The 24,702-nt window shown below is 48.3% G+C and carries 23 protein-coding genes and 1 other RNA gene; 10 read left to right on the forward strand and 14 right to left on the reverse strand.

Annotation, left to right across the window (positions count from 1 at the left end; genetic code table 11):
• Positions 1-64 precede the first annotated feature (64 nt).
• From BMZ56_RS00925 to fbp, 3 genes are all read left to right on the forward strand, one after another.
• Positions 65-775 carry a tRNA1(Val) (adenine(37)-N6)-methyltransferase gene (locus BMZ56_RS00925; protein WP_090622791.1) on the forward strand — a complete coding sequence of 237 codons (711 nt, stop codon included), beginning with the start codon at positions 65-67 and terminating at the stop codon, positions 773-775.
• A 22-nt stretch (positions 776-797) separates the two neighbouring features.
• Positions 798-1,292, forward strand: a complete 495-nt coding sequence (locus tag BMZ56_RS00930) for a metallophosphoesterase family protein (RefSeq protein WP_090622795.1) — start codon at positions 798-800, stop codon at positions 1,290-1,292.
• A 106-nt stretch (positions 1,293-1,398) separates the two neighbouring features.
• Positions 1,399-2,418, forward strand: coding sequence for a class 1 fructose-bisphosphatase (gene fbp / locus BMZ56_RS00935; protein WP_090622798.1), 1,020 nt, complete (start codon positions 1,399-1,401; stop codon positions 2,416-2,418).
• Here fbp and BMZ56_RS00940 read toward each other — a convergent pair.
• The 5 genes from BMZ56_RS00940 to dprA form a co-directional block, all read right to left on the reverse strand.
• Positions 2,392-2,727, reverse strand: coding sequence for a MerR family transcriptional regulator (locus tag BMZ56_RS00940; RefSeq protein WP_090622802.1), 336 nt, complete (start codon positions 2,725-2,727; stop codon positions 2,392-2,394). The genes fbp and BMZ56_RS00940 overlap by 27 nt on opposite strands.
• A gap of 68 nt (positions 2,728-2,795) precedes the next feature.
• On the reverse strand, positions 2,796-3,764 hold the full coding sequence (locus BMZ56_RS00945; protein WP_090622809.1) for a M23 family metallopeptidase: 969 nt from the start codon (positions 3,762-3,764) through the stop codon (positions 2,796-2,798).
• A 191-nt stretch (positions 3,765-3,955) separates the two neighbouring features.
• The gene (accD, locus tag BMZ56_RS00950; protein WP_090622813.1) at positions 3,956-4,798 is read right to left on the reverse strand and encodes an acetyl-CoA carboxylase, carboxyltransferase subunit beta; all 843 of its coding nucleotides are present in this window, start codon (positions 4,796-4,798) and stop codon (positions 3,956-3,958) included.
• A 93-nt stretch (positions 4,799-4,891) separates the two neighbouring features.
• An RNA gene (gene ffs, locus BMZ56_RS00955) (signal recognition particle sRNA small type) lies at positions 4,892-4,990 on the reverse strand.
• 74 nt (positions 4,991-5,064) lie between these two features.
• Entirely contained in the window at positions 5,065-6,162 is a 1,098-nt protein-coding gene (gene dprA / locus BMZ56_RS00960) for a DNA-processing protein DprA (RefSeq protein ID WP_090622816.1), read from the reverse strand.
• Between the two features lie 75 nt (positions 6,163-6,237).
• Here dprA and BMZ56_RS00965 point away from each other — a divergent pair, with 75 nt between their 5' ends.
• On the forward strand, positions 6,238-6,750 hold the full coding sequence (locus BMZ56_RS00965) for a DinB family protein (protein WP_090624389.1): 513 nt from the start codon (positions 6,238-6,240) through the stop codon (positions 6,748-6,750).
• A gap of 26 nt (positions 6,751-6,776) precedes the next feature.
• Here BMZ56_RS00965 and rsmG read toward each other — a convergent pair whose 3' ends face one another.
• Positions 6,777-7,412 (reverse strand): 16S rRNA (guanine(527)-N(7))-methyltransferase RsmG, encoded by a 636-nt coding sequence (rsmG, locus tag BMZ56_RS00970; protein WP_090622818.1) that lies wholly within the window; start codon positions 7,410-7,412, stop codon positions 6,777-6,779.
• A 38-nt stretch (positions 7,413-7,450) separates the two neighbouring features.
• Positions 7,451-8,647, reverse strand: coding sequence for a glycosyltransferase (locus BMZ56_RS00975; RefSeq protein WP_501037360.1), 1,197 nt, complete (start codon positions 8,645-8,647; stop codon positions 7,451-7,453).
• Between BMZ56_RS00975 and tgt the strand changes: the two genes are divergently transcribed.
• From tgt to BMZ56_RS00990, 3 genes are read left to right on the forward strand one after another with little or no spacing between them, the layout of a single operon-like run.
• A complete protein-coding gene (gene tgt / locus BMZ56_RS00980; protein ID WP_090622821.1) occupies positions 8,646-9,776 on the forward strand; it encodes a tRNA guanosine(34) transglycosylase Tgt in 1,131 nt (376 codons plus the stop codon). The genes BMZ56_RS00975 and tgt overlap by 2 nt on opposite strands.
• 3 nt (positions 9,777-9,779) lie before the next feature.
• Positions 9,780-10,880: an LptF/LptG family permease gene (locus BMZ56_RS00985; protein WP_090622824.1), complete on the forward strand. Its 1,101-nt coding sequence runs from the start codon at positions 9,780-9,782 to the stop codon at positions 10,878-10,880.
• A gap of 16 nt (positions 10,881-10,896) precedes the next feature.
• Complete coding sequence (locus BMZ56_RS00990) at positions 10,897-11,808, forward strand: DMT family transporter (RefSeq protein WP_090622826.1); 912 nt, start codon at positions 10,897-10,899, stop codon at positions 11,806-11,808.
• 67 nt (positions 11,809-11,875) lie between these two features.
• Here the strand turns inward: BMZ56_RS00990 and BMZ56_RS00995 are convergent, their stop codons facing one another.
• From BMZ56_RS00995 to gltB, 5 genes are all read right to left on the reverse strand, one after another.
• The gene (locus tag BMZ56_RS00995) at positions 11,876-13,264 is read right to left on the reverse strand and encodes an alpha/beta hydrolase family protein (RefSeq protein ID WP_090622829.1); all 1,389 of its coding nucleotides are present in this window, start codon (positions 13,262-13,264) and stop codon (positions 11,876-11,878) included.
• A gap of 20 nt (positions 13,265-13,284) precedes the next feature.
• Positions 13,285-13,863: a hypothetical protein gene (locus BMZ56_RS01000; RefSeq protein ID WP_090622831.1), complete on the reverse strand. Its 579-nt coding sequence runs from the start codon at positions 13,861-13,863 to the stop codon at positions 13,285-13,287.
• Between the two features lie 22 nt (positions 13,864-13,885).
• The gene (locus BMZ56_RS01005; protein WP_090622834.1) at positions 13,886-14,161 is read right to left on the reverse strand and encodes a DUF2089 family protein; all 276 of its coding nucleotides are present in this window, start codon (positions 14,159-14,161) and stop codon (positions 13,886-13,888) included.
• A gap of 286 nt (positions 14,162-14,447) precedes the next feature.
• Positions 14,448-15,914: a glutamate synthase subunit beta gene (locus BMZ56_RS01010; RefSeq protein ID WP_090622840.1), complete on the reverse strand. Its 1,467-nt coding sequence runs from the start codon at positions 15,912-15,914 to the stop codon at positions 14,448-14,450.
• Between the two features lie 20 nt (positions 15,915-15,934).
• Complete coding sequence (gene gltB, locus BMZ56_RS01015; RefSeq protein WP_090622843.1) at positions 15,935-20,449, reverse strand: glutamate synthase large subunit; 4,515 nt, start codon at positions 20,447-20,449, stop codon at positions 15,935-15,937.
• A gap of 207 nt (positions 20,450-20,656) precedes the next feature.
• Here gltB and BMZ56_RS01020 point away from each other — a divergent pair, with 207 nt between their 5' ends.
• The 3 genes from BMZ56_RS01020 to aroB are packed head-to-tail and all read left to right on the forward strand — an operon-like array spanning position 20,657 to position 22,387.
• A complete protein-coding gene (locus BMZ56_RS01020; RefSeq protein ID WP_090622846.1) occupies positions 20,657-20,866 on the forward strand; it encodes an RNA-binding S4 domain-containing protein in 210 nt (69 codons plus the stop codon).
• Between the two features lie 10 nt (positions 20,867-20,876).
• A complete protein-coding gene (locus tag BMZ56_RS01025; RefSeq protein ID WP_090622849.1) occupies positions 20,877-21,308 on the forward strand; it encodes a hypothetical protein in 432 nt (143 codons plus the stop codon).
• An 8-nt stretch (positions 21,309-21,316) separates the two neighbouring features.
• On the forward strand, positions 21,317-22,387 hold the full coding sequence (gene aroB / locus BMZ56_RS01030; RefSeq protein WP_090622851.1) for a 3-dehydroquinate synthase: 1,071 nt from the start codon (positions 21,317-21,319) through the stop codon (positions 22,385-22,387).
• On the opposite strand, the gene lpxB is transcribed toward aroB, so the two are convergent.
• Both lpxB and BMZ56_RS01040 read right to left on the reverse strand, forming a co-directional pair.
• Complete coding sequence (gene lpxB, locus BMZ56_RS01035) at positions 22,384-23,487, reverse strand: lipid-A-disaccharide synthase (RefSeq protein WP_090622854.1); 1,104 nt, start codon at positions 23,485-23,487, stop codon at positions 22,384-22,386. The genes aroB and lpxB overlap by 4 nt on opposite strands.
• A complete protein-coding gene (locus BMZ56_RS01040; RefSeq protein ID WP_090622856.1) occupies positions 23,487-24,695 on the reverse strand; it encodes a porin in 1,209 nt (402 codons plus the stop codon). Before BMZ56_RS01040 ends, lpxB begins: the two co-directional genes overlap by 1 nt.
• Positions 24,696-24,702 lie beyond the last annotated feature (7 nt).

Here is a 24,702-nt window from a genome sequence, read left to right on the forward strand (position 1 = left end):
TACAATGATCGGAACTATTCGCTAATTACGCAATAGAAATCTGAATTTTTAACTTTACCCCCGTATGTCTATATTCCGTTTTAAGCAATTTGTGGTCGATCAAACTGAAAGTACCATGAAAGTGAATACCGATGGAGTGTTGCTGGGTGCTATGGCTTCGGCGGCTGGTCCTGGGCGCATCCTTGATATAGGAACCGGTACTGGCGTGATCGCGCTGATGTTGGCACAGCGATTCCCCTCGGCCAGGGTGGAAGCCATTGAAGTAGATGCCCTTGCGGCTAAACTGGCTGGTGAGAATTTCATCAGATCCACTTTTGCAACGCGGATTTCTGCTCAGGCTGTCGCCTTAGCAGATTTTCAGCCGATGGAGGCTTTTGATCTCATCGTGTCCAATCCCCCCTTTTTTCTGCATGCACTTAAAAGTCGAGACTACCGAAAGCGGGTGTCTCGGCATACAGAAACGTCGTTTTATTCCGAATTGCTGGATCGGGCCTTCAAGTGGCTGACGGCAAAGGGAAGTTTGCAGCTTGTGCTTCCGATTCCAGTGGCAGAGTGGATCAAGCAGCAGGCAATCGATGAATACGGCTTGGTTGTGCAAGGGCAGCATAACATCCGATCGTTTGCATCTCATCCGCCGATCCGTTGCATTTTAGCCATTGGTAAAACTCCATTAGCGATTCCGGCATTGACGGGCGACTTGGTAATTTACGAAGATAAAGGCGTATATAGCCAAGCATACCGGACATTGTTGGCCGATTTTTTCTTGGCATTTTAAGAATTCTTATATTCGCCCGTCTATGATCAGAATCGGGTTGCTTTCGGATACGCACGGTTACCTGGATGAGCGGGTGTTTAAACATTTTGAGTTGTGTGACGAAATATGGCACGCTGGAGATTTCGGTGATATTGCAGTGGCGGATACACTGGCGGCATTCCGGCCACTGAAGGGCGTTTATGGAAATATAGATGGCAAGGATATTCGCGCGATGTATCCTGAGCACCTGCGTTTTTATTGTGAGGAGGTGGACGTCTGGATGACCCACATCGGCGGCTACCCCAATCACTATAGTCCACAAGTACGGAAAGCAATCCAACTCAATCCACCTAAACTTTTTATCAGCGGCCATTCGCACATTCTTAAAGTCATGTACGACCAAAAGTTACAATGCCTGCATCTGAATCCGGGCGCCGCCGGAAAGCAGGGGTGGCATAAAGTTCGTACGCTTTTACGTTTTAGCATTCACGATAATCGTATTGAAGACCTTGAGGTTGTCGAATTGCATAATGTTTAATTTATATTTACACTAAGTTTTTTGATTTTTGTTGTTTTAATGCTGTTTTTGGCTATTTTTGCTTGCGTTTTTAAGTATTATAATACACTAACTAAAGCAGGATTTAATGACGAAAGTGATTACACTGGGCCAGTTCATCATCGAAAAACAGGCTGACTTTCCGTATGCGAAGGGCGAACTATCAAGGCTGTTACGCGATATCGGCATTGCCGCAAAAATTGTGAACCGCGAAGTAAATAAAGCTGGGCTTGTTGACATACTCGGGGATAATGGAACAACCAATATTCAGGGTGAAGGCCAGAAGAAGCTGGATGTATACGCAGATGAGCAGTTTATTTCTGCGTTACGCAGCGGTGGCGAATGCTGTGTTGTCGCTTCTGAAGAACACGATGACTGCATCTTCATTGATTCCCATGTGTCTCGAAATGCCAAATATATCGTCTGTATCGATCCATTAGATGGTTCCTCAAACATTGATGTCAATGTATCTGTGGGTACCATCTTTTCGATTTACAGGCGTACCGATCCGGGCGGGCCTATACGGCTTGAGGAAGTTCTTCAAAAAGGAACGCAACAGGTTGCTGCGGGCTATGTGATTTATGGTTCCTCAACGATGCTGGTTTATACCACCGGTAAAGGTGTGAATGGGTTTACGCTTGATCCTTCCATTGGTGAATTTTGCCTTTCGCATCCGAATATGCGGATACCACTCGATGGTACAATTTATTCCATCAACGAAGGTAACTACGTAAAATTTCCGCAGGGTGTGAAAGATTATATCAAATATTGCCAAGTGGAGGAACCGGAGACCAACCGGCCTTTCACATCCCGGTACATCGGATCGATGGTGGCCGATGTGCACCGTAACCTGATCAAAGGGGGGGTGTTTCTGTATCCCACCACGTCGTCACATCCGCAGGGAAAACTGCGGCTGATGTACGAATGCAATCCGTTGGCTTTCATTATTGAACAGGCGGGCGGGAAAGCAACCGATGGATGGCGACGGATTTTAGACATCCAACCCCAAGAACTCCATGAGCGTACGCCGATTTTTATCGGTAGTATAGCGATGGTGGAAAAAGTAGAAGAATTTATCCAGCTAAAGACTGTCGCGTACTTCCAATAGGAAGGTTTTCAAGCGCTGGAGCGAGTCAATGACCCGTTGATTTTCCCGCGCTTCGCTTTTATTGTTTCGTAGGTAGTCTTTTGCTCCCTGCAATGTGTATCCTTTGTCTTTTACCAGATTGAAGATGACTTTCAGGTTTGCAATGTCATCGGGAGTAAACAGCCGGTTTCCTTTCTTGTTTTTCTTGGGTTGAAGAATGTCAAATTCGCGTTCATAAAACCGTATTTGGGATGCATTAACACCAAATAGGGCTGTCACTTCACCCATGGTGTAATAGAGTTTGTTTATTTCGCGCTCTTTGTAAGGCATATAACGAACGGGATTGATGTACCTTTGCTTTGCAAAGATACAATTACCGTTGAAATATCCTACGCCTATTAATCGAACGACTGATTTTCCTGTGATGCAGCCTCTAAGATGGCTACGTATTCGGTGGGAGTAAGGTCGTTATAAATGAAATTAATGGGATTTACGGGCTTATTGTTTTTGTGCACTTCGTAATGTACATGGGGGCCGGTGGAAATTCCGGTATTGCCTACATAGCCGATCAAATCGCCCCGTTGTACCCGTTGGCCCACCCGCACTGCAAACCGGCTCATGTGGCCATAAAGCGTTTTATAGCTGTACCCATGGTTGATGACTATCCGCCGCCCATATCCGCCATCCATGCCCGCCGCTTCGACTTTTCCGTTTCCGGTCGCATAAATCGGAGTGCCTACCGGTGCCGCGAAGTCGATTCCTGCGTGCATTTTCCGGATCTTATATACCGGATGTATTCGTGTGCCAAAACCCGATACACCGGCATGCCCCTTACGGCTATCCACAGGTTGGATGGCTGGAATGCTAGCCATCATTTCGGTTTTGGATTTTGCCATTTCGGTCAGGTCATCGTACGATTTCGATTGTACGTACAGCGCTTTGGTAATGTAATCAAGTTTTTTGGCCGTTTCAACCATCAAATCTGAATTACTGAAGTGTTCAAGATTTTTGTATCGATTGACGCCGCCAAACCCTGCCTTGCGGATATCGGAGTCTATGGGGTCGGCCTCAAAGATCACCCGGTAAATATTATCATCGCGGTGTTGCATGCCTTCCAAGGCCGCATCAATCTGCTTCAGCCGTTCCTGCATCAGGTTGTATTGAAGTGCCATTTGGTCTACTTCCCGTTGTAGTTGTTTTTCTTTCGGCGAATCAAAAAACGTGAAACCTATATAGAAGAGGAAAATCGCACATGCGAAGGAACTCGTAAGGAAACCGATAATACGGAAGGTCCAGGTCCTGGTACTTGTTTTTATCTTCTCATATTTCAATGTATGAGAGTTGTAATGGTACTTTGTTTTCGCCATTAGCGTTGCATTTAATGGATTTCAGTTAATGGTCAGACTGACTTCGACTACAAAGATAGCTACTAGCTGGCGGCAAACTTAACTAAAGTTGATTGAATATACAACGGGGTACGAAACAAAATGTCCGATTTCGTTGCAAATCCATAAGAAGCGAAGTCGCAGTTTAGTAAATATGCGGTTTTGCACATCCGCTAGCTGACCATCGATAGAAACAGGGCTACTTGTTGTTTGAGCTGGCGGCGGTCGACAATAAAATCGAGAAAACCGTGCTCCAGCAGAAACTCAGAAGTTTGAAATCCCTTAGGCAGGTCCTTTTTGATGGTTTCTTTAATGACACGAGGGCCCGCGAAACCAATGAGCGCACCTGGCTCAGCAATGTTAATGTCGCCCAGCATGGCGTAAGAAGCTGTTACGCCGCCGGTGGTGGGGTCTGTTAGTAGACAGATGTAGGGTAGTTTTGCTTCGTTAAGCAGCGCGAGTTTAGCTGATGTCTTGGCCATCTGCATCAGTGAAAATGCAGCTTCCATCATACGGGCACCGCCCGATTTCGATATCAGCATGAAAGGGGTCCGGTGTTGGAGGCAGTAGTCGATGGACCGCGCAATTTTTTCGCCCACTACCGATCCCATGGAGCCACCGATAAATGTGAAGTCCATGCATGCCACTACCAGATCGCGGCCCTCCACTTTACCGTGGGCACAACGAATCGCATCGTTCAATCCGGTTTTGGCGTAGCTTTCTTCCAAACGTGCCGTATATTTTTTGGTGTCTTCAAAGTGTAGGGGGTCTCCGGATTTCAGGTTGGCAAACAGCTCCGTAAACTGATTGTCATCAAAAAGGATGGAAAAGTATGCGGCCGATCCAATGCGGAGGTGATAACCGCAATATTGGCATACATACTTGTTTTCGATCTGTTCGATGTTCAGCAAAGGTTTTTTGCAGGAAGGGCATTTGTTCCAAAGGCCGTCGGGCGCTTCCTTTTTATGTTCGGTAGCCGTACTAATACCGGCCTTTTCACGTCTAAACCAACTCATGCAAATTTGATTATGGGATGCAAACTTAGATAAACTTGTGGGGATATGCAAGAACCGTCATGTACTTGTTCGTAGCCGGAATTATCAATAAAAAATGGGCAAGCTCCTTTTATCGCACCGCTACAACCCAATACCCTTGCTGCGTTCCCGCCCTGGGGGATTCTTGGGGAGCTGGTCGTAAAAGACTTACCCATGGTGCAAAGGTAACGAAAATCGTGAGAAAATCAATAGAAATAATGCATACTCCTAATTAATTGGTTTGCAGGTTAGTTCAAAATTCGATACACCCACCCTGGCAGTACAGCAATGACGCCTTTTATCTCCATTTCTAGCAACGTGATCGCTAACTTACTTTGTGGCCATTGCAATCGCCGCGAAAGTTCATCGATAGCGATCTGTCCGGCTGCCTGAATGGCATCATATACCTGTTGTTCCGTTTTATCCAGCGAAACATGAAGCGGGAGCTGTTTGGGAGGTTGTTTTCTTTCGTCAATTTCCCAGTTCATGAGGTACGCCAGATCCGTTGCGCCGGTGATAAGATGAGCGCGGTTGGTTTTAATCAAGTAATTGCATCCGGATGAAAATTCCTGATTGAGGTTTCCGGGAAACGCACACACATCACGATTATACGTATTAGCGATTTCCGCTGTGATAAGTGCACCTCCTTTGATGGCAGCTTCAATTACAATAGTCACGTCGGATAGGCCGGCGATGATGCGATTACGCATTGGGAAATTCCGTTTATCGGGATTGGTGCCCGAAGGAAATTCGGTGAGTAATCCGCCTTGATCCAACATTCGGGCAGCCATTTCGCGGTTAGCTGAAGGGTAAATTCGATCGAGGCCATGCCCCAAGACACCAACAGTAGGCAAACCATACGTCAGTGCATTGCGATGGGCATGGCTGTCGATACCGTATGCTAGTCCGCTGATTACGCTCACGCCATACGGTTGAAGGTCTCGCACAAATTCGCTGCAGATCAATTTTCCATACGAAGTAGCATTGCGTGTGCCGACGATGCTGATGATGCGCGATGCGTTAAGATCGGTATTTCCTTTATAATAGAGCAGCAGTGGTGCGTCGGGACATTCTTTGAGGCGCTTAGGGTAGCTGTTTTCATTCCAAAAGAGGGTCTGTATACGATGCTTTTCGATGAATCGGAGTTCGTTTTCGGCTTCACGGAGTACCCTTGACTCTAAAATGGCCGCTGCCAGTCGGCTGCCGATTCCGGGAATGGCCAAAAGTTCCTTCCTTGGGGCGGTAAATATCGCCTCGGCAGCCTGAAAATGATCCAGTAAATGGCGGGCGATGACAGGCCCCACACCGTTTATTTTAGTTAACGCTATTTGATGAAGGAGGCTCATAGGATAAAGCGAATGTATAAAAAATATTATAAAAGTAGTATATTGTGTGCGTCCGATAATAAAATAAACTCATCGATGGCGGAAGCACCACAACTCGAAGTATGGATGCGGGGTCCGGTACCCGGGATCCCGGCATTATTGCAGCCCGTGGCACATGCCCTGCTGCAGGCGAAGGAAGAGGTAGCCGTGTATATGGAGGGCTTCGACAACCGATATCTATGGCAACGGCCGGGTGGAGTGGCGGCTGTGGGTTTTCATTTAAAACACATAGCGGGTGTTATAGACCGCTTGTTTACCTACGCAGAAGGTCTGTCATTGTCTGAAGCCCAGTTTGATTACTTGCGCGCAGAGGGAGCGGAAATGTCTGAGATTGCTAGTGCCGAATTGGTGGCTGCTTTGCACAACCGAGTGGACCAGGCCATTGTCCAGCTCAAGCAGGTTGATGAAACGCAGTTGACCCACACCCGATACCTTGGCCGAAAACGAATACCTACGACGGTTATAGGTCTATTGTTTCACGCCGCTGAACATACCCAGCGACACGTCGGACAATTGTTGGTTACGGTCAAATTAGTAGAACACCGTTGACGTAAATCAAACGGATGGATAGGAATTTAAATCGGAATGTACACCAGGTGCTTGGTTTCAAAAAAATCTTCAGTAAAATATTGGGCGAGCGAATGTACTTCCGCGCGAAGATGTGCTTCCCGGATTTCTTCGCGCAAATCGCCTCCTTTAAGGTATAAGATGCCGTTGGGAATGGCATTTTTATCTTTTTTGAGGAATTTATTGCTAACCCAGGGATAGAAATCGGCCAAACGAGTGACGGCGCGCGATACGACGAAATCATATTTTTCATCCAGCTGTTCGGCACGGATGTGATAAGCTTCTACATTTTTCAGACCGATTGCTGCTGCCACCTCCCGCACGACCTTTATTTTTTTGCCAATGGAGTCGACAAGATGAAATTGTATCTCGGGAAACAGGATAGCTAACGGAATGCCTGGGAAGCCGCCTCCCGTACCGACATCTAAGACTTGTGTGCCGGGTGTAAAGTTGATGAACTTGGCAATGCTAAGAGCGTGTAATACATGGTGGAGGTAAAGGCTACCGACGTCTTTACGGGAAACCACATTAATCTGTGCGTTCCAGTGCGCGTATAGGTCTCCTAATTTCGCAAATTGTTCCCGTTGTAGTTCCGAAAGTTTCGGAAAATAGCGGTAGATGATATCAACACCTGGATTGAACATGCTTTTGTCCTGTTAATCTCGTACTTCGTATTTGGTACTTATTTCCACATGACTTCTTTTTTAAATAGCGCAGCGAAGCCATTGAGACAGATGTAGCCGTAATAGGCGATGTCTAATAGCGGCAATCCCCACAGCAACCCCTTCACCTGTAATTTCTTGGTGATGGGATAATAGACTAAAAGCTGCACCAACAACCTGAAAACATACATGCCAGCTCCGATATACCAGTACTGTGGATAAACGACAACGGTTGCAATGACGAACAGATAAAAAAGAAACGCACTGACCAGTTGGGTTGTCAGCATTCGACGGTGCGAAGGTTTATACGCTTTTGACGCGCTTGCATGTCGCGTCTTTTGTCTGGCATATGCCGAAAACGTGGTTTTGGGTTCGCTCCATACCTGCGCTTCAGGATGAATGCAGATGACCGTATTATGCGGAGTAGCATTCTGATTTACGAACAGGTCGTCGTCGCCCGAGGCAATGTGCATGTGGGAAGCAAATCCCTTTCCTCTGAAAAACAAGCTTTTAGTATAAGCGAGATTACGTCCCACACCCATATATGCATTTCCCCGAAGTGCGTAAGAAAGATAACTCATGGCCGTATGGAATGTTTCGAAGCGGATCAGGGCGTTGAGCAATCCGGATTTTTTTACGTAGGGTGAATAGCCAAGCACGATCTCCTCCCCGCCGGCAAATGCGCCGTTCATATGTTTGAGCCATTGGGTGGACTGTGGAACGCAATCGGCGTCGGTGAAAACTAAATGCTCGTACTGAGCGGCCTTGATGCCTAACGTGGCGGCAAACTTCTTTCCGTGCTTCAAACGTACGTGTTCGGCGATTTCGACTACTTTTAGATGCGGGTGTTGCGTGCAAAGGTCCTTCAGCAGCCACTTAGTTTCATCTTCCGAAAAATCGTTTACCAGTACCACTTCAAATGTTGGATAATCCTGCCCCAGGATGTGAGGTAGATTCTTCCGTAAATTTTCTTCTTCGTTGCGAGCGCAGATGATGACTGACAGGGGGTAGAACGGCAATTTCTCCGGTAGGGACGGGACTTTGTAAAGCGTTAATTTACTGTAAACCGACAGGAGAAAATATAACTGAAAGATTAACAGTAATCCGCATATCCCTGACAAAAAAAAGAATGCTATTCCGGTTATTTGGCTGAAGACGTCCATATACGCTGACAAAGATAGTAGGTTAATTTGTTTTTCCCTATTTTTGCGCGACATGAAATTCACCCTTCAGGCAAAAGACAGACAGTCCAAGGCACGTGCCGGTGCGATTGAAACTGCCCATGGCACAATCGAGACACCTATTTTTATGCCTGTAGGTACAGCGGGTACCGTAAAAGCAGTACATCAGCATGAACTGGTGCGGGATATCGGGGCGCAGATCATCCTCGGCAATACATACCATCTTTACCTGCGGCCGGGATTGGATATATTAAATCGTGCCGGTGGGCTGCACCGGTTCAATGGATGGGACAAGCCAATATTGACCGATAGCGGGGGCTATCAGGTGTATTCGCTTACTGAGGTACGCAAAATCAAAGAAGAGGGGGTTACATTCCGATCGCATATCGACGGTTCTAAACATCTTTTTACACCAGAAAATGTAGTGGATACGCAACGGATCATCGGGGCGGATATCGTTATGGCCTTCGACGAATGTACACCTTATCCCTGCGACTATCAATATGCCAAACGGTCGTTGGATATGACCCATCGTTGGTTGAAACGTTGCTGTGACCGGTTTGATCATACGCAACCTCTTTACGGTTACGAGCAAACGCTGTTTCCTATTGTGCAGGGGTCGGTATATCGGGATTTGAGAGAACGATCAGCAGAAACCATTGCAGCTTTCGGACGCGACGGTAATGCGATCGGCGGACTGTCGGTGGGCGAACCGGCTGAAGAGATGTATGCGATGACCGAAGTGGTATGCAACATACTTCCCGCCGAAAAGCCGCGTTATTTGATGGGCGTAGGCACACCGGTCAATATACTGGAAAACATTGCCTTGGGGATCGATCTATTTGACTGTGTAATGCCTACACGAAATGCGCGAAATGGCATGTTGTTTACCCGGCAGGGCATCATCAATATCAAAAACAAAAAATGGGAGGCGGATTTTTCACCCATTGATGCCGAGAGCGATTTGCTCGCCGATCGGGTATACAGCAAGGCTTATTTGAGGCATCTCATCCGGTCGCAGGAGATTCTCGGCGCACAGATCGCTACGTTACATAACCTGCATTTTTATCTTTGGTTAGTAGGGGAGGCTCGCAAACATATTTTGGCTGGAGATTTTCGTGAGTGGAAGAATAAGATGGTGGCACAATTGGACGAAAGGTTATAACGCATGATAAAGTGGTTGAAATCATCGTTTACGATTATCGACTGGTATATTATCCGGAAATACCTAAGTACGTTTGTTTTCACGATGGCCATTTTTACCGTTGTGGCTGTCGTATTTGATGTGTCCGAACGGCTGGATGATTTCATGAAACACAAGGCGCCGCTTTCGAAGATTGTGTTTGAGTATTATGCCGGATTTGTCCCGTTCTATCTGAACATGCTTTCGCCGCTGATAAATTTCATCGCGGTTATCTTTTTTACGGCAAAGATGGCGGATCAAACTGAAATCGTGCCGATTTTGAGTGGGGGGATGAGCTTTAATCGGTTTATACGCCCCTATATGGTTGCGGCTACCGTTATTTTTGCGCTGAATTTTGCGTTTAGTGTTTACATTATTCCCCGCACCAATAAGCTGAAAGTGGGCTTTGAGCGAATTTATGTAAAGCCGGTGGAGAATAACACAAAAAGTTCCACACACATGCAGATTGATGACGATAGCTATGTTTACATCGATAATTTCGATAATAACCGCAAGATAGGATACAACTTTGTGCTCGAAAAGTTTAGGGAAGGGGAGATGACGGAGAAGCTAATGGCCGACCGCATTACCTGGGATTCGATAAAAAATAACTGGCGGATCGAAAATTATACGATCCGTATAGTCGATTCGCTCAAGGAGAAAATGATTAAGGGTTCCCGCATGGATACGTTGTTGGATATGTCGCCGGGAGACTTTGAAGTTTACGATAACATATTCACGGCGATGAAGATGACGGAGCTGAATGCACGTATCGATAAGGAGGAGAGCAGGGGTACTGGAATGATGACCGATTTGCTGCTCGAGAAATACAAACGTTTTGTAACACCGCTGGCAGCTTATGTGCTTACGTTAATGGGTGTCGCATTGTCGTCGAAAAAGGTACGCGGTGGGATCGGGCTAAGCTTAGGAATTGGAATCGGACTAAGTTTTACGTACATCGTATTTATCCAATTTTCTACCATGTTCTCGTTGAAAGGAGGGCTGCCTCCAATTATTGCGGTCTTTATCCCCAATATCATTTTTGGCCTGCTGGCTTTTTATCTATTGCATAAAGCCCCGAAATAAGATCATTCTTGTCATAATGGAAACTCCTGCGAGCGGCCGCAACTTATGTATCCTTCATGTCACTGTGGTGGTGTGGGGATTCACCGGGATATTGGGTAACCTTATTTCCCTTTCGGCTATTCATCTGGTTTGGTATCGGGTATTGATCGCCTTCTTGTCATTAGCTATCTATTTTGCTTTCAAAAGACGCTCCTTTAGCGTTAGCAGGCGTGAATTTTTTTCCTTCTTTGTGACGGGCGGATTGGTGGGGTTGCATTGGTTGCTTTTTTTTGAATCGATCAAGGCTTCCACGGTATCGGTTACCTTGGTTTGCCTATCGTCTGTTACCTTGTTTACAGCCTTGGTGGAACCCTTATTTTATAAACGGCGTACGTCAAAGGTGGAAGTGTTTGTCGGCCTGCTGATCATTGTGGGTATTTACCTGGTTTTTAAATTTGAGAGCCATTACCTCAAAGGTATTATTTTGGGATTAGCGGCGGCTTTGACAGCGGCTCTCTTTGGTACGATCAATTCCATGCTGGTTAAAAGCAGCAGTGCTACCCATATCAGCCTGTATGAAATGGCGGGGGCTGGAGTGCTGCTTTCATTAGTCATGCTGGTTTCGGGAGGATTTAATGATGGAATGAAAGTAACAAGTGCAGACTGGATGTATCTTCTGGTGCTTGGCACGGTATGTACATCCGGAGCCTATGTAGCAGCCGTATCGGTCATGAAAGAAATCAGTGCCTTCCGAGTGGCCCTGGCGAGCAACCTGGAGCCAATCTACGGGATTTTATTGGCTTGGTTGTTTTTTGGTCATCAGGAAAAAATGAGCAGCGGCTTTTATGCCGGTGCGGTTATTATTTTGGGTGCTGTTTTCTTTTATCCGGTTGTGAAATTCAGGTTGGCCCGGCGGAAACCGCCAGCACCTTTGGGTGGGGCTGTTTGATAGAAGGGCTATTTCAACGTGGCTCGGTGCTTACTCGTTCGGATGGTGCAAGAGCGCCCAGGATATCTTATAGCCATTTCAAAATTTCTTCCAGTGCAATCGGAGAGAATGTCTGGCTGATACGGCCATATTCAGCCGGAAGGCCGGTTTCACTTTCCTGGAAAAGGTGATTGAGGCCTGGCAGCGTTTCGATGGTTACGTCGTCATTTCCCGAGTCCCGTAGGGCAGTTTCGATTCCAGCCAGGTTTTCCTTGGCAGATACTTGCAAATCCCGGTCGCCGTTCAATGCTAGTACGGGACACGTTACGCGGGCGAGATACCGGCCCGGGTTGAAACCGAGGAAGTACCGCATCCAAGGGGAAGTGAGGCTGGCCGTTTGCTGGGTAATGGCTTCCATTGCCGCGGCTTCGGTAATGGCTCCCCTGTTAATAGCCGACTGGTATACAGGTAATAACAGCTTACGGATCTCTTTTTCCAGTACGGCAGTTTCAGCCGGTCCGGCGGCCAGCGCATAGAGTGTTTTGTTGAGTTTGGCGCTAGCCTCCAGCTGTTCGGCTGGCACTCCGCTGGCCTCGCCTAGCATCCAGTTCTGCATAACAAGTAAGCTGTCCAAGGGTATGCCCGGCGCGGCAAGGAGGATCAGAAAAGCAATTTCGGGATGTACAGAAGCCACGATGGGAGCAATCATCCCGCCTTCGCTATGGCCCAATATCCCGATCCGACTCGGATCAATATTCGCAGTCGTTTGCAGGAATGTTACCGCAGCGGCGGCATCGGTAGCAAAATCGGCGGTGGTGGCTGCTGCAAAATCGCCGGTGGACGCGCCGACGCCCCGGTCGTCATACCGCAATACAGCATATCCCTGCCTGGTTAGGTAATCGGCGATCACGAGGAAGGGCTTGTGCCCGAATAGTTCCTCGTCGCGGTTCTGGGGGCCGCTGCCGCTGACAAGTACGACCGTCGCAAACGGCCCTCCGCTTTGCGGCCGTGTGAGCGTTCCTGCCAACGTGATGCCCGCTTCGGGATTGGCGAAGGTGACTTCGTCCACACGATAGGGGAAGGGAGGGTGCGGTTCCTGCGGTCGCGTTTCTTCAGCCGCCGCCGCGGTGTTACCCTGCTTCACCAGGTACAGCGGTATTTCCATACCACTTTGATAAAACGTGCCCGATAGGGTGGTGTCGGCTTCCAGCTTCCCTTTATACCTGACTCCAAGGGCAGGAGCTTCCAATTCCAGTATGCCGCCATTAAATGCGACCGAGCCGATGGGAATGCCTGCCGCACCCTGGTCGGGGCTATCCATCGTGGCCGTAAAGCCATCGCCCTTTTTATCGATATGAAATATAAGGCGCAAATTGACCTTGCCGAGATCCAGCGTGCCGTGCCATATACCGACGGGATTCTGGGCCTGTAGCTGCCCTCCCGTGACCAAAATAAGAAAGAGAGTGAGTATTCGCATGGGGTTGAATGGTTTAGTTTTTAGTTAACGGACAGAATAAGAAGCTTAGAAATCACTTCACTAAGCACGATGCAGCCACCGAAAATCCATTTATGCAGATTTTTCTTGCTGTTGGTGGCCGTTTGGAACCCTTGGAATAGCCAATAAATAAATACGACCGTCGCCACGATTGCCAAGGCCGCGAATGCGATGTTGGCCGCCACGGCACCCAACCCGATAGGGGCATCTTTTGTGGCATTTTCTACCAGATTCATGCTGGCCAGGTGCATAAAACCACCGGTGTTTGTCAGGGGGAGCACATAATAAGGGATCCGGGCGACGAGAGCGGTGCTCACCAGATCAATCAGCCGGGTTTTTGAATTGATGGATCGCCCAACAAGGTAAAGCGGGATCACGAGGCACAATAAGTTGATACCGTTATCCAGTAGAGGCTGCCAGGGCGTGGTCTGCGAAACAAAATGCAGATCCAGTACGCCATCGAAGCGGGTATTGCACTGCCAGCCCAAAAAAGAACCCACTGCGGTTGCCAGCAGTCCTGCTGCCACCAGCTGAATTTCTGCGAAGTGCGCAAAGGGGTTCAGTAAGATGTGTCGTTTCATATATCGGTTACTTTTGTTCGGGTTACTTCTGTTCGAGTTCCTTGATGTGGGCAATCATGTCGTCGAGCCGGTTGCGCACGGTGGGATAGCTTTTGCCCGTTTGTACAGACATTTCTTTAAGGCTGCCGCTACTTAGGAAAAACTGCAAGATAAATTCCTGGTCTTCGGCAGTCAGTTGCATCAGTATCGGAAGGGTATAATTACCAACTATCCGCGTGTCGCAGTTGCCGCAGGATAGCTCTGTAACAGTCAGTGTTTTGGAACAGCTGGGACAATGAACAGGGAATTTATATTTCATACTTATTGTTTTATTTTATTGATACAATAATAAATAAAATTAATTAGATAAGTAATATTATTTATTATTCAAGGAAAAATTGACGCGTTTTTTGAATAGGTATATTCAATCCGTAAGGGAGTTGCAAGAGAGGCTAATCCGAATGGATAGAAATGGTGGTTTTGTTAGGGCTGGTAAAAAAAAAGTAGTTACTTTCTGTACAGAAAGTAACTACTTACGATAGGCGAACGATAGCCTGAAAAGGATATCCGCTTAGATGGGCAGTTTGGTTGAACGGCAGGCAATCCTACGCGTAATCAAACACTGCATCTTTACTCTCAAGCTCCGAATATCCCATCAGGTATTCGTCTACCTTGCGTGCACATTCACGTCCTTCCGAGATGGCCCATACGACCAGGGATTGGCCACGGCGCATATCGCCTGCCGCAAAAACCCGTGCGGTGGATGTTTGGTACTCGCCCTCCTGTGCGCGAACATTGCCCCGTTCATCTCGTTCCACGCCCAGTTGTTCTAAAAGACCCTCGTGCTGCGGATGTAGGAAGCCCATGGCGAGCGTGACAAGTTCGCAGGGTATCTCGCGTTCGGAACCGGGTACTTCTGAGAATTTTACCGGGCGGCCCAAGGAATCGCGCTCCCATTCCAGATCAACGATACGGGCAGCCTTTAGATTTCCTTTGTCATCACCGATAAATTCCTTCGTGGCGATGCTCCAATGGCGTTCGCAACCTTCTTCGTGTGAGGTGGTGGTTTTAAGCAGCATGGGATAGGTAGGCCAGGGCATGGCCTCTGTACGGCCTTTCGGCGGTTGCGGCATCAATTCAAATTGAGTGACGGATTTGGCACCGTGGCGGTTTGACGTACCTACGCAGTCCGATCCGGTATCCCCGCCACCGATGACCAATACGTTTTTCCCGGTAGCAAGAATGTCTGCTTCCTCAAAAGCCGAATTACCTACCCGTTTGTTTTGCTGTTTCAGGAATTCCATGGCAAAGTGTACGCCATTGAGTTCCCTACCGGGGATGTTTAAGTTACGCGGGATGGTGGATCCGCCCGCAAGTACCACGGCATCGTAGGTCTGCAGTTCGCTGGCGGGAACGTTTTTACCTACTTCGGCGTTGCAGCGGAAAACGACACCTTCTTCTTCCATCACCTTGATCCGACGATCGATCACCCATTTTTCCAGCTTAAAATCCGGAATGCCATAGCGGAGCAGCCCTCCGGGCTTATCATCCCGTTCGTATACGGTAACTTCGTGGCCTACACGGATCAATTGGGCGGCAGCTGCCAATCCAGCCGGTCCACTACCCACCACGGCCACCCGTTTTCCTGTTTTGAGATGCGTAGGCCGGGCCTTCACATATTCGCGCTTGTATGCGATTTCAATGATGTGCTTTTCGATTTCTTCGATGGCCACAGGTGAGCGGTTGATGCCTAATACACAGGCCGATTCGCAAGGGGCGGGGCATATCCGGCCCGTAAACTCCGGAAAGTTGTTGGTGGATACCAATATCCGGTATGCGTCTTCCCACTTTCCGTCGTATACTGCATCGTTAAACTCGGGAATGACGTTGCCCAAGGGGCATCCCGAATGACAGAAGGGGATGCCACAGTTCATACACCGGGCAGCCTGTCTGTTCAACTCGTCATCGCTATAGGGTTGTACAAATTCATTGTACGTCTTTTTCCGGTTTGCCACGGGAGCCTTCTTGGGGAGAGCCCGTTCAAATTCCTTAAATCCGGTTGGTTTTCCCATCTTTCTGTCTATATCGTTGTTTATGCTTCTACTAATTTTGAACGCAGCACGTTTTTGAATTCCCGTGGGAATACCTTGATGAAATGCGCCTTTTCTGTTTTCCAATTCTTGAGGACGGAGGTTGCCCGTTTACTGCCGGTAAGATGGATGTGCCGTTTTAGGAGCGTGATGATTGCAGTTTCGTCTTCGGCTTCGAGTGGGTCGAGGTCGACCATTTCGGTATTGCAGTTGTCCCTGAATGTTCCTTCGAGGTCATATACCCAAGCGATACCGCCACTCATTCCCGCAGCGAAGTTGCGCCCTGTGGCGCCTAGTATCAGCGCTCGTCCGCCCGTCATGTATTCACATCCGTGGTCGCCCACGCCTTCTACGACGGCGGTGGCACCCGAATTGCGCACGGCAAATCGTTCTCCCGCCTGCCCGCAGACGAATAGGTGTCCGGAGGTAGCACCGTATAAAGCCACGTTGCCTATGATAATATTTTCGTGGGGTACCAGCGGGCTACTTGGTGCGGGATAGATGGCCAATTGTGCGCCGGATAGTCCTTTGCCTACATAATCGTTTGCTTCTCCTTCCAGCTCAAAAGAAAGCCCTTTGGCAGCAAATGCGCCAAAACTTTGACCCGCAGAACCTGTAAACTTAAAGTTGATCGTATTGTCGGGAAGTCCTTCGCCGCCGTATATCTTCGAAACTTCATTGGATAACATTGTGCCGATGGTGCGGTCCGTATTTTTGACATTGAATGTGCCGAAAACAGGTGTTTTGCTGTCCAACGCTTTGCGCGCTTGGGTTAACAGCCCCCAGTCCAGGATCATATCCAATCCGTGGTCCTGCTGTTCCGTTTGGTACAGCGTATCGCCGGTGCGGCTATGTGCCACATGCAGGATGCCTGAAAGATCCAGCTTATTGATTTTCCAGTGGTCGATGGCTTCCCTTTTCTTTAGGAACTGTGCACGACCCACCATTTCGTTGATGGTACGGAAGCCAAGCTCGGCCATTACCTCGCGTAATTCCTCAGCGAGGAATTTGAAAAGGTTGACGATATCCTCGGGCTTGCCGGTAAACAATTTACGAAGCTCGGGATCCTGGGTGGCCACACCCACCGGACACGTGTTTAAATGGCATTTTCGCATCATAATGCATCCACCTGCTACCAGCGCCGCAGTAGCTACGCCCCATTCTTCGGCACCCAGTAAGGTTGCGATGGCAATGTCGCGTCCAGTTTTCAATTGACCGTCGGTTTGTAGTACCACACGGCTACGGAGCCCATTTCTAACCAAGGTTTGGTGTGATTCTGCCAAGCCCAACTCCCAGGGCAGTCCGGCATGTTTGATCGAGCTGATGGGCGAGGCCCCTGTTCCACCATCGTATCCGGCAATGAGGATTACGTCGGCATGTGCTTTTGCCACACCTGCGGCAATGGTGCCCACACCGGCCTTGGAAACGAGTTTTACGTTGATCCGTGCCGCCCGGTTTGCGTTTTTAAGGTCGAAGATCAGCTGGGCCAAATCTTCGATCGAATAAATGTCGTGGTGTGGGGGAGGGGAAATCAACCCTACGCCCGGAGTAGAATGCCGTACTTTGGCAATCCAATCGTCCACCTTATGGCCGGGCAACTGTCCGCCTTCACCGGGCTTTGCACCCTGCGCCATCTTTATTTGCAATTCATCCGCTTGGGTGAGGTAATTGGAGGTTACGCCGAAACGACCGGAAGCAATCTGCTTGATGGCCGAACGCATGGAGTCGCCATTGGGTAAGGGTTTGAAACGTATTTCATCCTCGCCGCCTTCTCCAGTGTTGCTCTTCCCGCCAATCCGGTTCATGGCAATAGCCAGTGTGCTGTGGGCCTCATGGGAGATCGATCCGAATGACATGGCTCCCGTAGCAAAGCGCTTCATGATGTTTTCTGCAGGCTCGACTTCATCGATGGAAACCGGTGTGCGGTGACGTGCGAAATCCAGCAACCCACGCAGCGTATACATACGCTCCTTTTGGTTGTTGATGAGCGACGCATATTTCTTATAAGTTTCGTAGTCACCCGTACGGCAGGCCTGTTGAAGCAGGTGTACCGTCTGCGGGTTGAACAAATGTGCTTCACCTCTTCTTTTCCATTGATAGATGCCGCCTTCGGGGAGCAGATCTTTGGTATTACGCGAACTGGTGAAGCCGCGATGATGCTTACTCAGTACTTCACGGGCAATGTCATCCAGATCCAATCCACCGATCCGGGATACGGCACCGCAGAAATACGTGTCAACCACGCTTTTATTGATGCCAAGTACCTCAAAAATCTGCGCACCGTGATAAGATTGTAGGGTCGAAATGCCCATTTTTGAGAAGATTTTGAGCAATCCACCACATACGGCTTTTACATAATTCTTGGCCAGTTGCGGCCAGGTGAGGTCGGTATCCAGTATTTTTTGTTCTTTGAGCGTACGGATGGAGGCCAACGCCATGTAGGGATTGATTGCTGTCGCACCGAATGCGAGCAGGCAGGCAAAGTGGTGCACTTCCCATACATCACCGCCTTCCACAACAAGGCCGACCGCACCGCGGTGCCCTGTTTTGATAAGGTGGTGGTGAACAGCCGAAACGGCCAACAAGGAAGGGATTGCCGCGTGTTGTGAATCAATAGCACGGTCGGAGAGAATAATTACTTCAAATCCATCCTTCACCGCATCTTCCGCATAACGGCACAGGCGGGCTAATCCTTCTTCAAGGGCGCCAGGTTTACCACTCGCATTGAAATAGCACTGCAGGGTTTTGGCTTGGAACACTCCTGTGTCGATACTACGGAGCTTTTCAAGTTCCCGGCTCGTTAATATCGGATGTTCCAGGGCTACACAATGGCAATGCATTTTGTTTTCATCCAAAATGTTTCCCGCATTGCCGATAAAGGTGGCTAGACTCATCACCAACCGTTCGCGGATGGGATCAATAGGAGGATTGGTTACCTGTGCGAAAAATTGCTTGAAATAACTGGATAAGTGCTGAGGGTGATTGGAAAGTACAGCGAGCGGTACGTCTGTTCCCATCGAACCGACAGGCTCTTTGCCATCTAACGCCATGGGTGTGAGAATGCCTTCAATATCTTCGCGGGAGTAACCGAATATCTGCTGGTACTTGAATACGGAGTCTTTAGAAAGGTAGGTAAACGTGACCCGTGGTTCCGCAAGTTCCTCCATCCGGATTTTATATTGGTGAAGCCAATCGTCATAAGGCTGCTGTTTGATCAATTCTCCTTTTACCTGCTCATCCGATAATATTTCCCCTTTTTCCATGTCGATCAGGAAAATTTTGCCCGGTTGCTGGCGGCCTTTTTTGATGATCAGGCTTTCGTCAATGGGGAGCGCACCAGCTTCTGAGGCCACAATCACACGATCGTCGGAAGTGACGGCAAATCGAAGGGGCCGCAGGCCATTCCGGTCGAGCATGGCACCGATGGTGGTGCCATCGGTAAAGCAGAGCGCAGCCGGACCATCCCAAGGCTCCATTAGCGTGGCATGGTATTCATAGAAAGCCTTTTTCAGCGGGTCCATTTGTGTGTTGCCATCCCATGCTTCGGGAACCATCATCAGCATGACGTGCGCGATGCTACGACCGCTATGTAGAAGCAGTTCTGCGACATTGTCCAGACAGGCTGAATCCGATTGATGTCCGTCTACAACGGGCAGGAGAATTTGCAGCTCTTCTTCACTAAAATACGGCGAAGACAAGGAACGTAATCCGGCATAAAACCAGTTAAGGTTGCCGGTTAAGGTATTGATCTCACCATTATGGGCCAACATGCGGAACGGCTGTGCCAATTGCCAAGAGGGAAACGTATTGGTTGAAAAACGGGAGTGTACCAATCCGAACGCAGATACTACGCGCTCATCCGAAAGGTCGGGGAAATAGGTACCTACTTGATAGGTGGTTAACTGCCCCTTATAAACAATTACCTTACAGGATAAGGATGCGATATAAAGATCTTCGGTAAGTTGTGAAGTTTCCCGTACTTTTTTGGCGATGAGCCGTCGCAGCACAAATAGTTTCCGTTCAAATTCTTTGGTATCCGTGACACCTGCCGGGCGCGCGACAAAAAATTGAACGATTTCAGGTTCTACGCTCAACGCCGTAACGCCAATACCCTCCGGGTTTACCGGCACACGCCGGAATCCCAGAAAATCCATACCTCTTTCTTGGGCAGCTTGTTGGATGATCTCACGGCAGATACGGTTTGCTTCCGCCTCCTTTGGTAAAAAAGTCATACCAATGCCGTAATAACCAGGTTCGCTTAGTTGGATACCCAATGCGATACACTCTTCCCACAGAAATTCGTGTGGCAGCTGGATCATGATGCCAGCGCCATCTCCACTCTCCGGGTCGCAGCCGCAGGCACCGCGGTGTTCCATGTTTTCGAGCATGGTCAACGCGTCACGTACTTGCCGATGGGTTTTGTTACCTTTGAGGTTCGCAATAAATCCTACACCACATGCATCGTGCTCAAAATCAGAATGGTAAAGCCCTTCCTGTTGTTTTAATATATCAGTCATCCTATTTAGTTAGCTGTATTCGTTTTGCTAAATTAGTAAATAAAACGTATATAATTAAATTTTTTTCAAACTTTTATCATTTTTATTAGTAATTACCTATTATTTGTATTTATTTTTGATAATTTGTTAATCATATAGATTTTTGGTTGCGGAGATTGCAATGAATCGTTTTTTTGCCCTCACAAAAACTTCCTGTACATTTGTGCCATGATTACCTATCAACTAAAAGGGGACTACATTACATTGGTCCAACTACTGAAGGTGCTTCATTGGGTGGAACATGGAGGCGAAGCTCAGGCAGTGGTTTCTGCGGGGCTGGTCAGTTATAACGGCGCAGTGGATTATCGTAAACGGTTGAAGGTACGGGTGGGTGATGTGGTTGGATTTGAAGGAAAGCAGGTGAAACTAATAGCATAAGGAATAAGGAATGAATAAAGGAGTGTTTTTTTTGCTGTGCGTGATTTTCTTTGGATGCTCGGGAACGGGAAAGAAAGGAAATCAACCCTATGAGCTGGTTGTAGCGGTGGAACTTGCAGGTGGGGGTAAACCCGACGGACCGAATCGGATCGTTCAAATGGAGGTCGATACGGTTGATGCATCCTCTTCATTGACAGCTTACTCCAAGGGTATACAGCGGTATGCGGCAATGTTGATGCATATCCAGCAATTTCCGGATTCCATCAACGGATTAAAAGGTTTGATGGTGCGCGACGGGAAGGGCAACGACATCGTTGCAGCCATTCCACAAACGCAACGGGATAGCATAATTATGAACTTTATCCAATTTGCAAGACGATCAGACATCCCATATTATGAGCGGGTAAAGGACTTCGAATTGAAATTAATGACTGCTAGATAACCTACTAAATGAATTCAAATACCATACGTAGCACGGGTTACGACGTTATTTTTGACGATACATTAGCGGAGCTGCACCAGTTTATCCAACACAATAGCTATTCAAAGATACTTATACTGACCGACCGGAATACCTGCACCCATTGCCTGCCCCTATTGCAGGACGCATTGCCAGGTTTTGACGGATACGATGTCATCGAAGTGGATCCGGGTGAGGAAAACAAAAACATCGATTTTTGCGTCGGAATCTGGAGAATGATGTTAGACTTCGGTGCCGATCGGCAAAGCTTGCTGATTAATCTCGGTGGTGGGGTGGTAACGGATATGGGTGGGTTTACGGCTTCGACCTTCAAACGAGGGATTGATTTTGTACAGGTACCTACCACGTTGTTGGCGCAGGTGGATGCGTCCGTGGGGGGCAAGACCGGTGTGGATATGGACAACGTGAAAAATATCATTGGTACCTTCGCGCAGCCGAAGGCGGTGTTCATCGCATCCACATTCCTGCGGACGCTGGAAAAACGGCAGCTGGTTTCGGGCTTTGCGGAAGTCATTAAACACGGCTTGATTGCAGATCGACCGTTTTATGAAGCCGTTAAGGAATTGGACGCCACGGCGCTATCCCTGGAACACATCAGGCATTCGGTATCGATTAAAAATAAGGTGGTAACGGAGGATCCGCTGGAAAGAGGCTTGCGGAAAATATTGAACTTCGGCCATACCATCGGTCATGCGCTGGAAGGCTACTCGTTGGCAAATGATCGCAATCCCTTGTTGCATGGCGAAGCCATCGCGGCGGGGATGATTTGCGAGGCATACCTGGCGCATCGGCTGAACGGACTGTCCGAAAAGGCGCTTGAAGATATTATCAATACGTTTCGCCGACATTTCCCCGACTATTCATATACCCGGGAGATCTACGATGAATTGTTGGTGCTTATGAAGAACGACAAGAAGAATGCCGGTAATCGGATCGGCTTCGCATTGCCAGGTGCCGTCGGCCAATGTAGCATTGACGTATTTGTGGAGGAAAGCCTGATTGTGGAAAGTCTCGACTTTTACCGGAAAATTACCACTTAGCTGTTGAGGATCAACTGGGCGGTCCGTTCAGATGCACCGGGTTTTCCCATCTTTTGATGGAGGGTTGCATAATCGTCCAGTACGTGTTGCCGATAGGCCTTTTTGTTTAGTAAGCGGTCCAACTCACCGGCGACTTCCTCCAGTGTATAGTCTTTTTGGATGAGCTCCTTTACAGCGGGCTTATTAAGGATAAGATTGACGAGCGAGATAAATTTAACCTGTATGACGAGTCGCCCAATGGCAATGGATAAGGGATTGGCTTTATATACGACTACTTGGGGTACGTTTAATAAGGCGGTTTCCAAGGTCGCCGTGCCACTTGCCACCACGGCTGCTTCCGCGTGCTTCAAGAGGTCATACGTAGCGTTGAAAACAATCGGTAGGTCAGCATCGCCCATGTACTGCTTATAATAATGTTCATCAAAATTGGGCGCACCTGCAACCACGCAATGATGTGCTGGAAATCGAAAAGCCAACTCGCTCATCACCGGAAGCAGTTTACTGATTTCCATGTGGCGGCTTCCAGGTAGCAGGGCAATAATGGGCTTTCCTGCTAACTGGTTATCTTCCATGAATCGTGGATTATCGGTATGGGCCGCGATGGCATCCAATAACGGATTGCCCACATAATCGACCTCCATGCCCCACTTTCGGTAAAAATCGACTTCAAAGGGTAGAATGCAGAATAGCCGGTCTACCACGCGCTTGATTTTCAACACGCGCCGTTGGTTCCAGGCCCATACTTTTGGTGAGATGTAATAACAGACCTTAATGCCTGCTTTTTTGGCGTAGGAAGCTATTTTGAGATTAAATCCCGGAAAGTCAATAAGAATCAGTACATCAGGTGAGTAGGCGGCAATATCCGCTTTCACGATCTGTAGATTTCGGGCGATGGTCCGTACGTTAGCCAGCACTTCCACAAATCCCATGAAAGCCATCTGTGCCACATGGATGGTTGCGTTTTCATCTGCGGCCTGCTGCATGCGGTCACCGCCGACAATCCGGAATTCGGCCGTTGCATCCAACTTTCTAAGGGCGTGGATGAGGTTAGCGCCATGAAGGTCGCCCGATGTTTCTCCGGCGATTAGGTAATACTTCATTATATGCCTAGTTCGATTTGAAAAGTTCCCCCCCAATTATTTCCGTCATGGCTCGTTTGATAAATTCCGCCCTTAGTTTGATAGTTGGCATTCAATTGCAATTTGAGACGGTGTGCCCGGAAATATTTGGTTAACCCCAGTTCGACCACTTCGGTTTGTGATTCAAATGCGCGTATGTCGTCGTGCGGTTTGATCCATGTATATCGGCCTGCAAGTTCGTAGCCGGAGTTCCTATTCAATACATAAGACAGTTGCTGATTCAATCCTTGACCCTTGAACGTGTATGCTACATCGCCTTCCTCATCCGTGCTGAAAGGATTATCGCTTCCGCGTTTCATGTATTCAATCTGGTAGGCCCATCCCCGGTATTTGAAGATCGCATCGTAGAAGGAGGTCTTGAGGGTGAGCGGAGAGGCAATAAATACACCCGTTTGCCCACCGGAACGTGTTGTTCGGTCGTTGAAGCTGTATCCGCCTCCGATCGACAGTTTGGGACTTTCCTCGTATTCAAGGTCTCCCTCGTAGTAGTCTCCTTCGTTCGTAAATGCACCCAATGGTAGGATTTCAGCCCGCCCCGTATAGGCTAATCCGTCGTTGGTTACATTGGCCACGCGTCCTTCACCAGTACTGATGGCGGCCTTAACATGCACGGGTACTTCACCGATTTTGGGCGAGTAATAGGCCTTGATTCCGAAATCACGGTCTACGTTAAACGTTGCATTAACCAACGAGCGTTCAGCAAACTGTAATTCACCCGATGAATTGACGCGTTGGCGGTTGCCCGGTAGTTTACTTTGGCCGAAGGAAACGTAAAAATTATCGGTGAAATTATAGAAAATAACGGCATCACGCACCAGATTGGGGACATCTGTGTCGTCATAGTCTTGGTCGCCCCGCGTAAAGCCCAATTGTATGCTGTACGACAATTTGGGGTTATAGATATAGCCGTCCATACGCAGCCGTAACCTTCTGATTCGTGCTTCAAAGGACCCATCACTCAAATCATCGCCACTGGACGACGTATATTTCAAACGGCTTTGCATCCGGAACCTGAAATTGATGTAGAACGTCGAATCGTCACCGGTATATTGAATGCCCTTGAAATTTTCGATGGTAGGCCGTTCATCGCGTTGACGCTGACCGTACAAAATAGTTGGAGAAATAAGGCAGATATAAATGGCAAAAAACGTCAGCAGGCGATAGTTCATATTCGTA

Origin of the sequence: Parapedobacter indicus, assembly GCF_900113765.1 — a bacterium.
Classification (GTDB): domain Bacteria; phylum Bacteroidota; class Bacteroidia; order Sphingobacteriales; family Sphingobacteriaceae; genus Parapedobacter; species Parapedobacter indicus.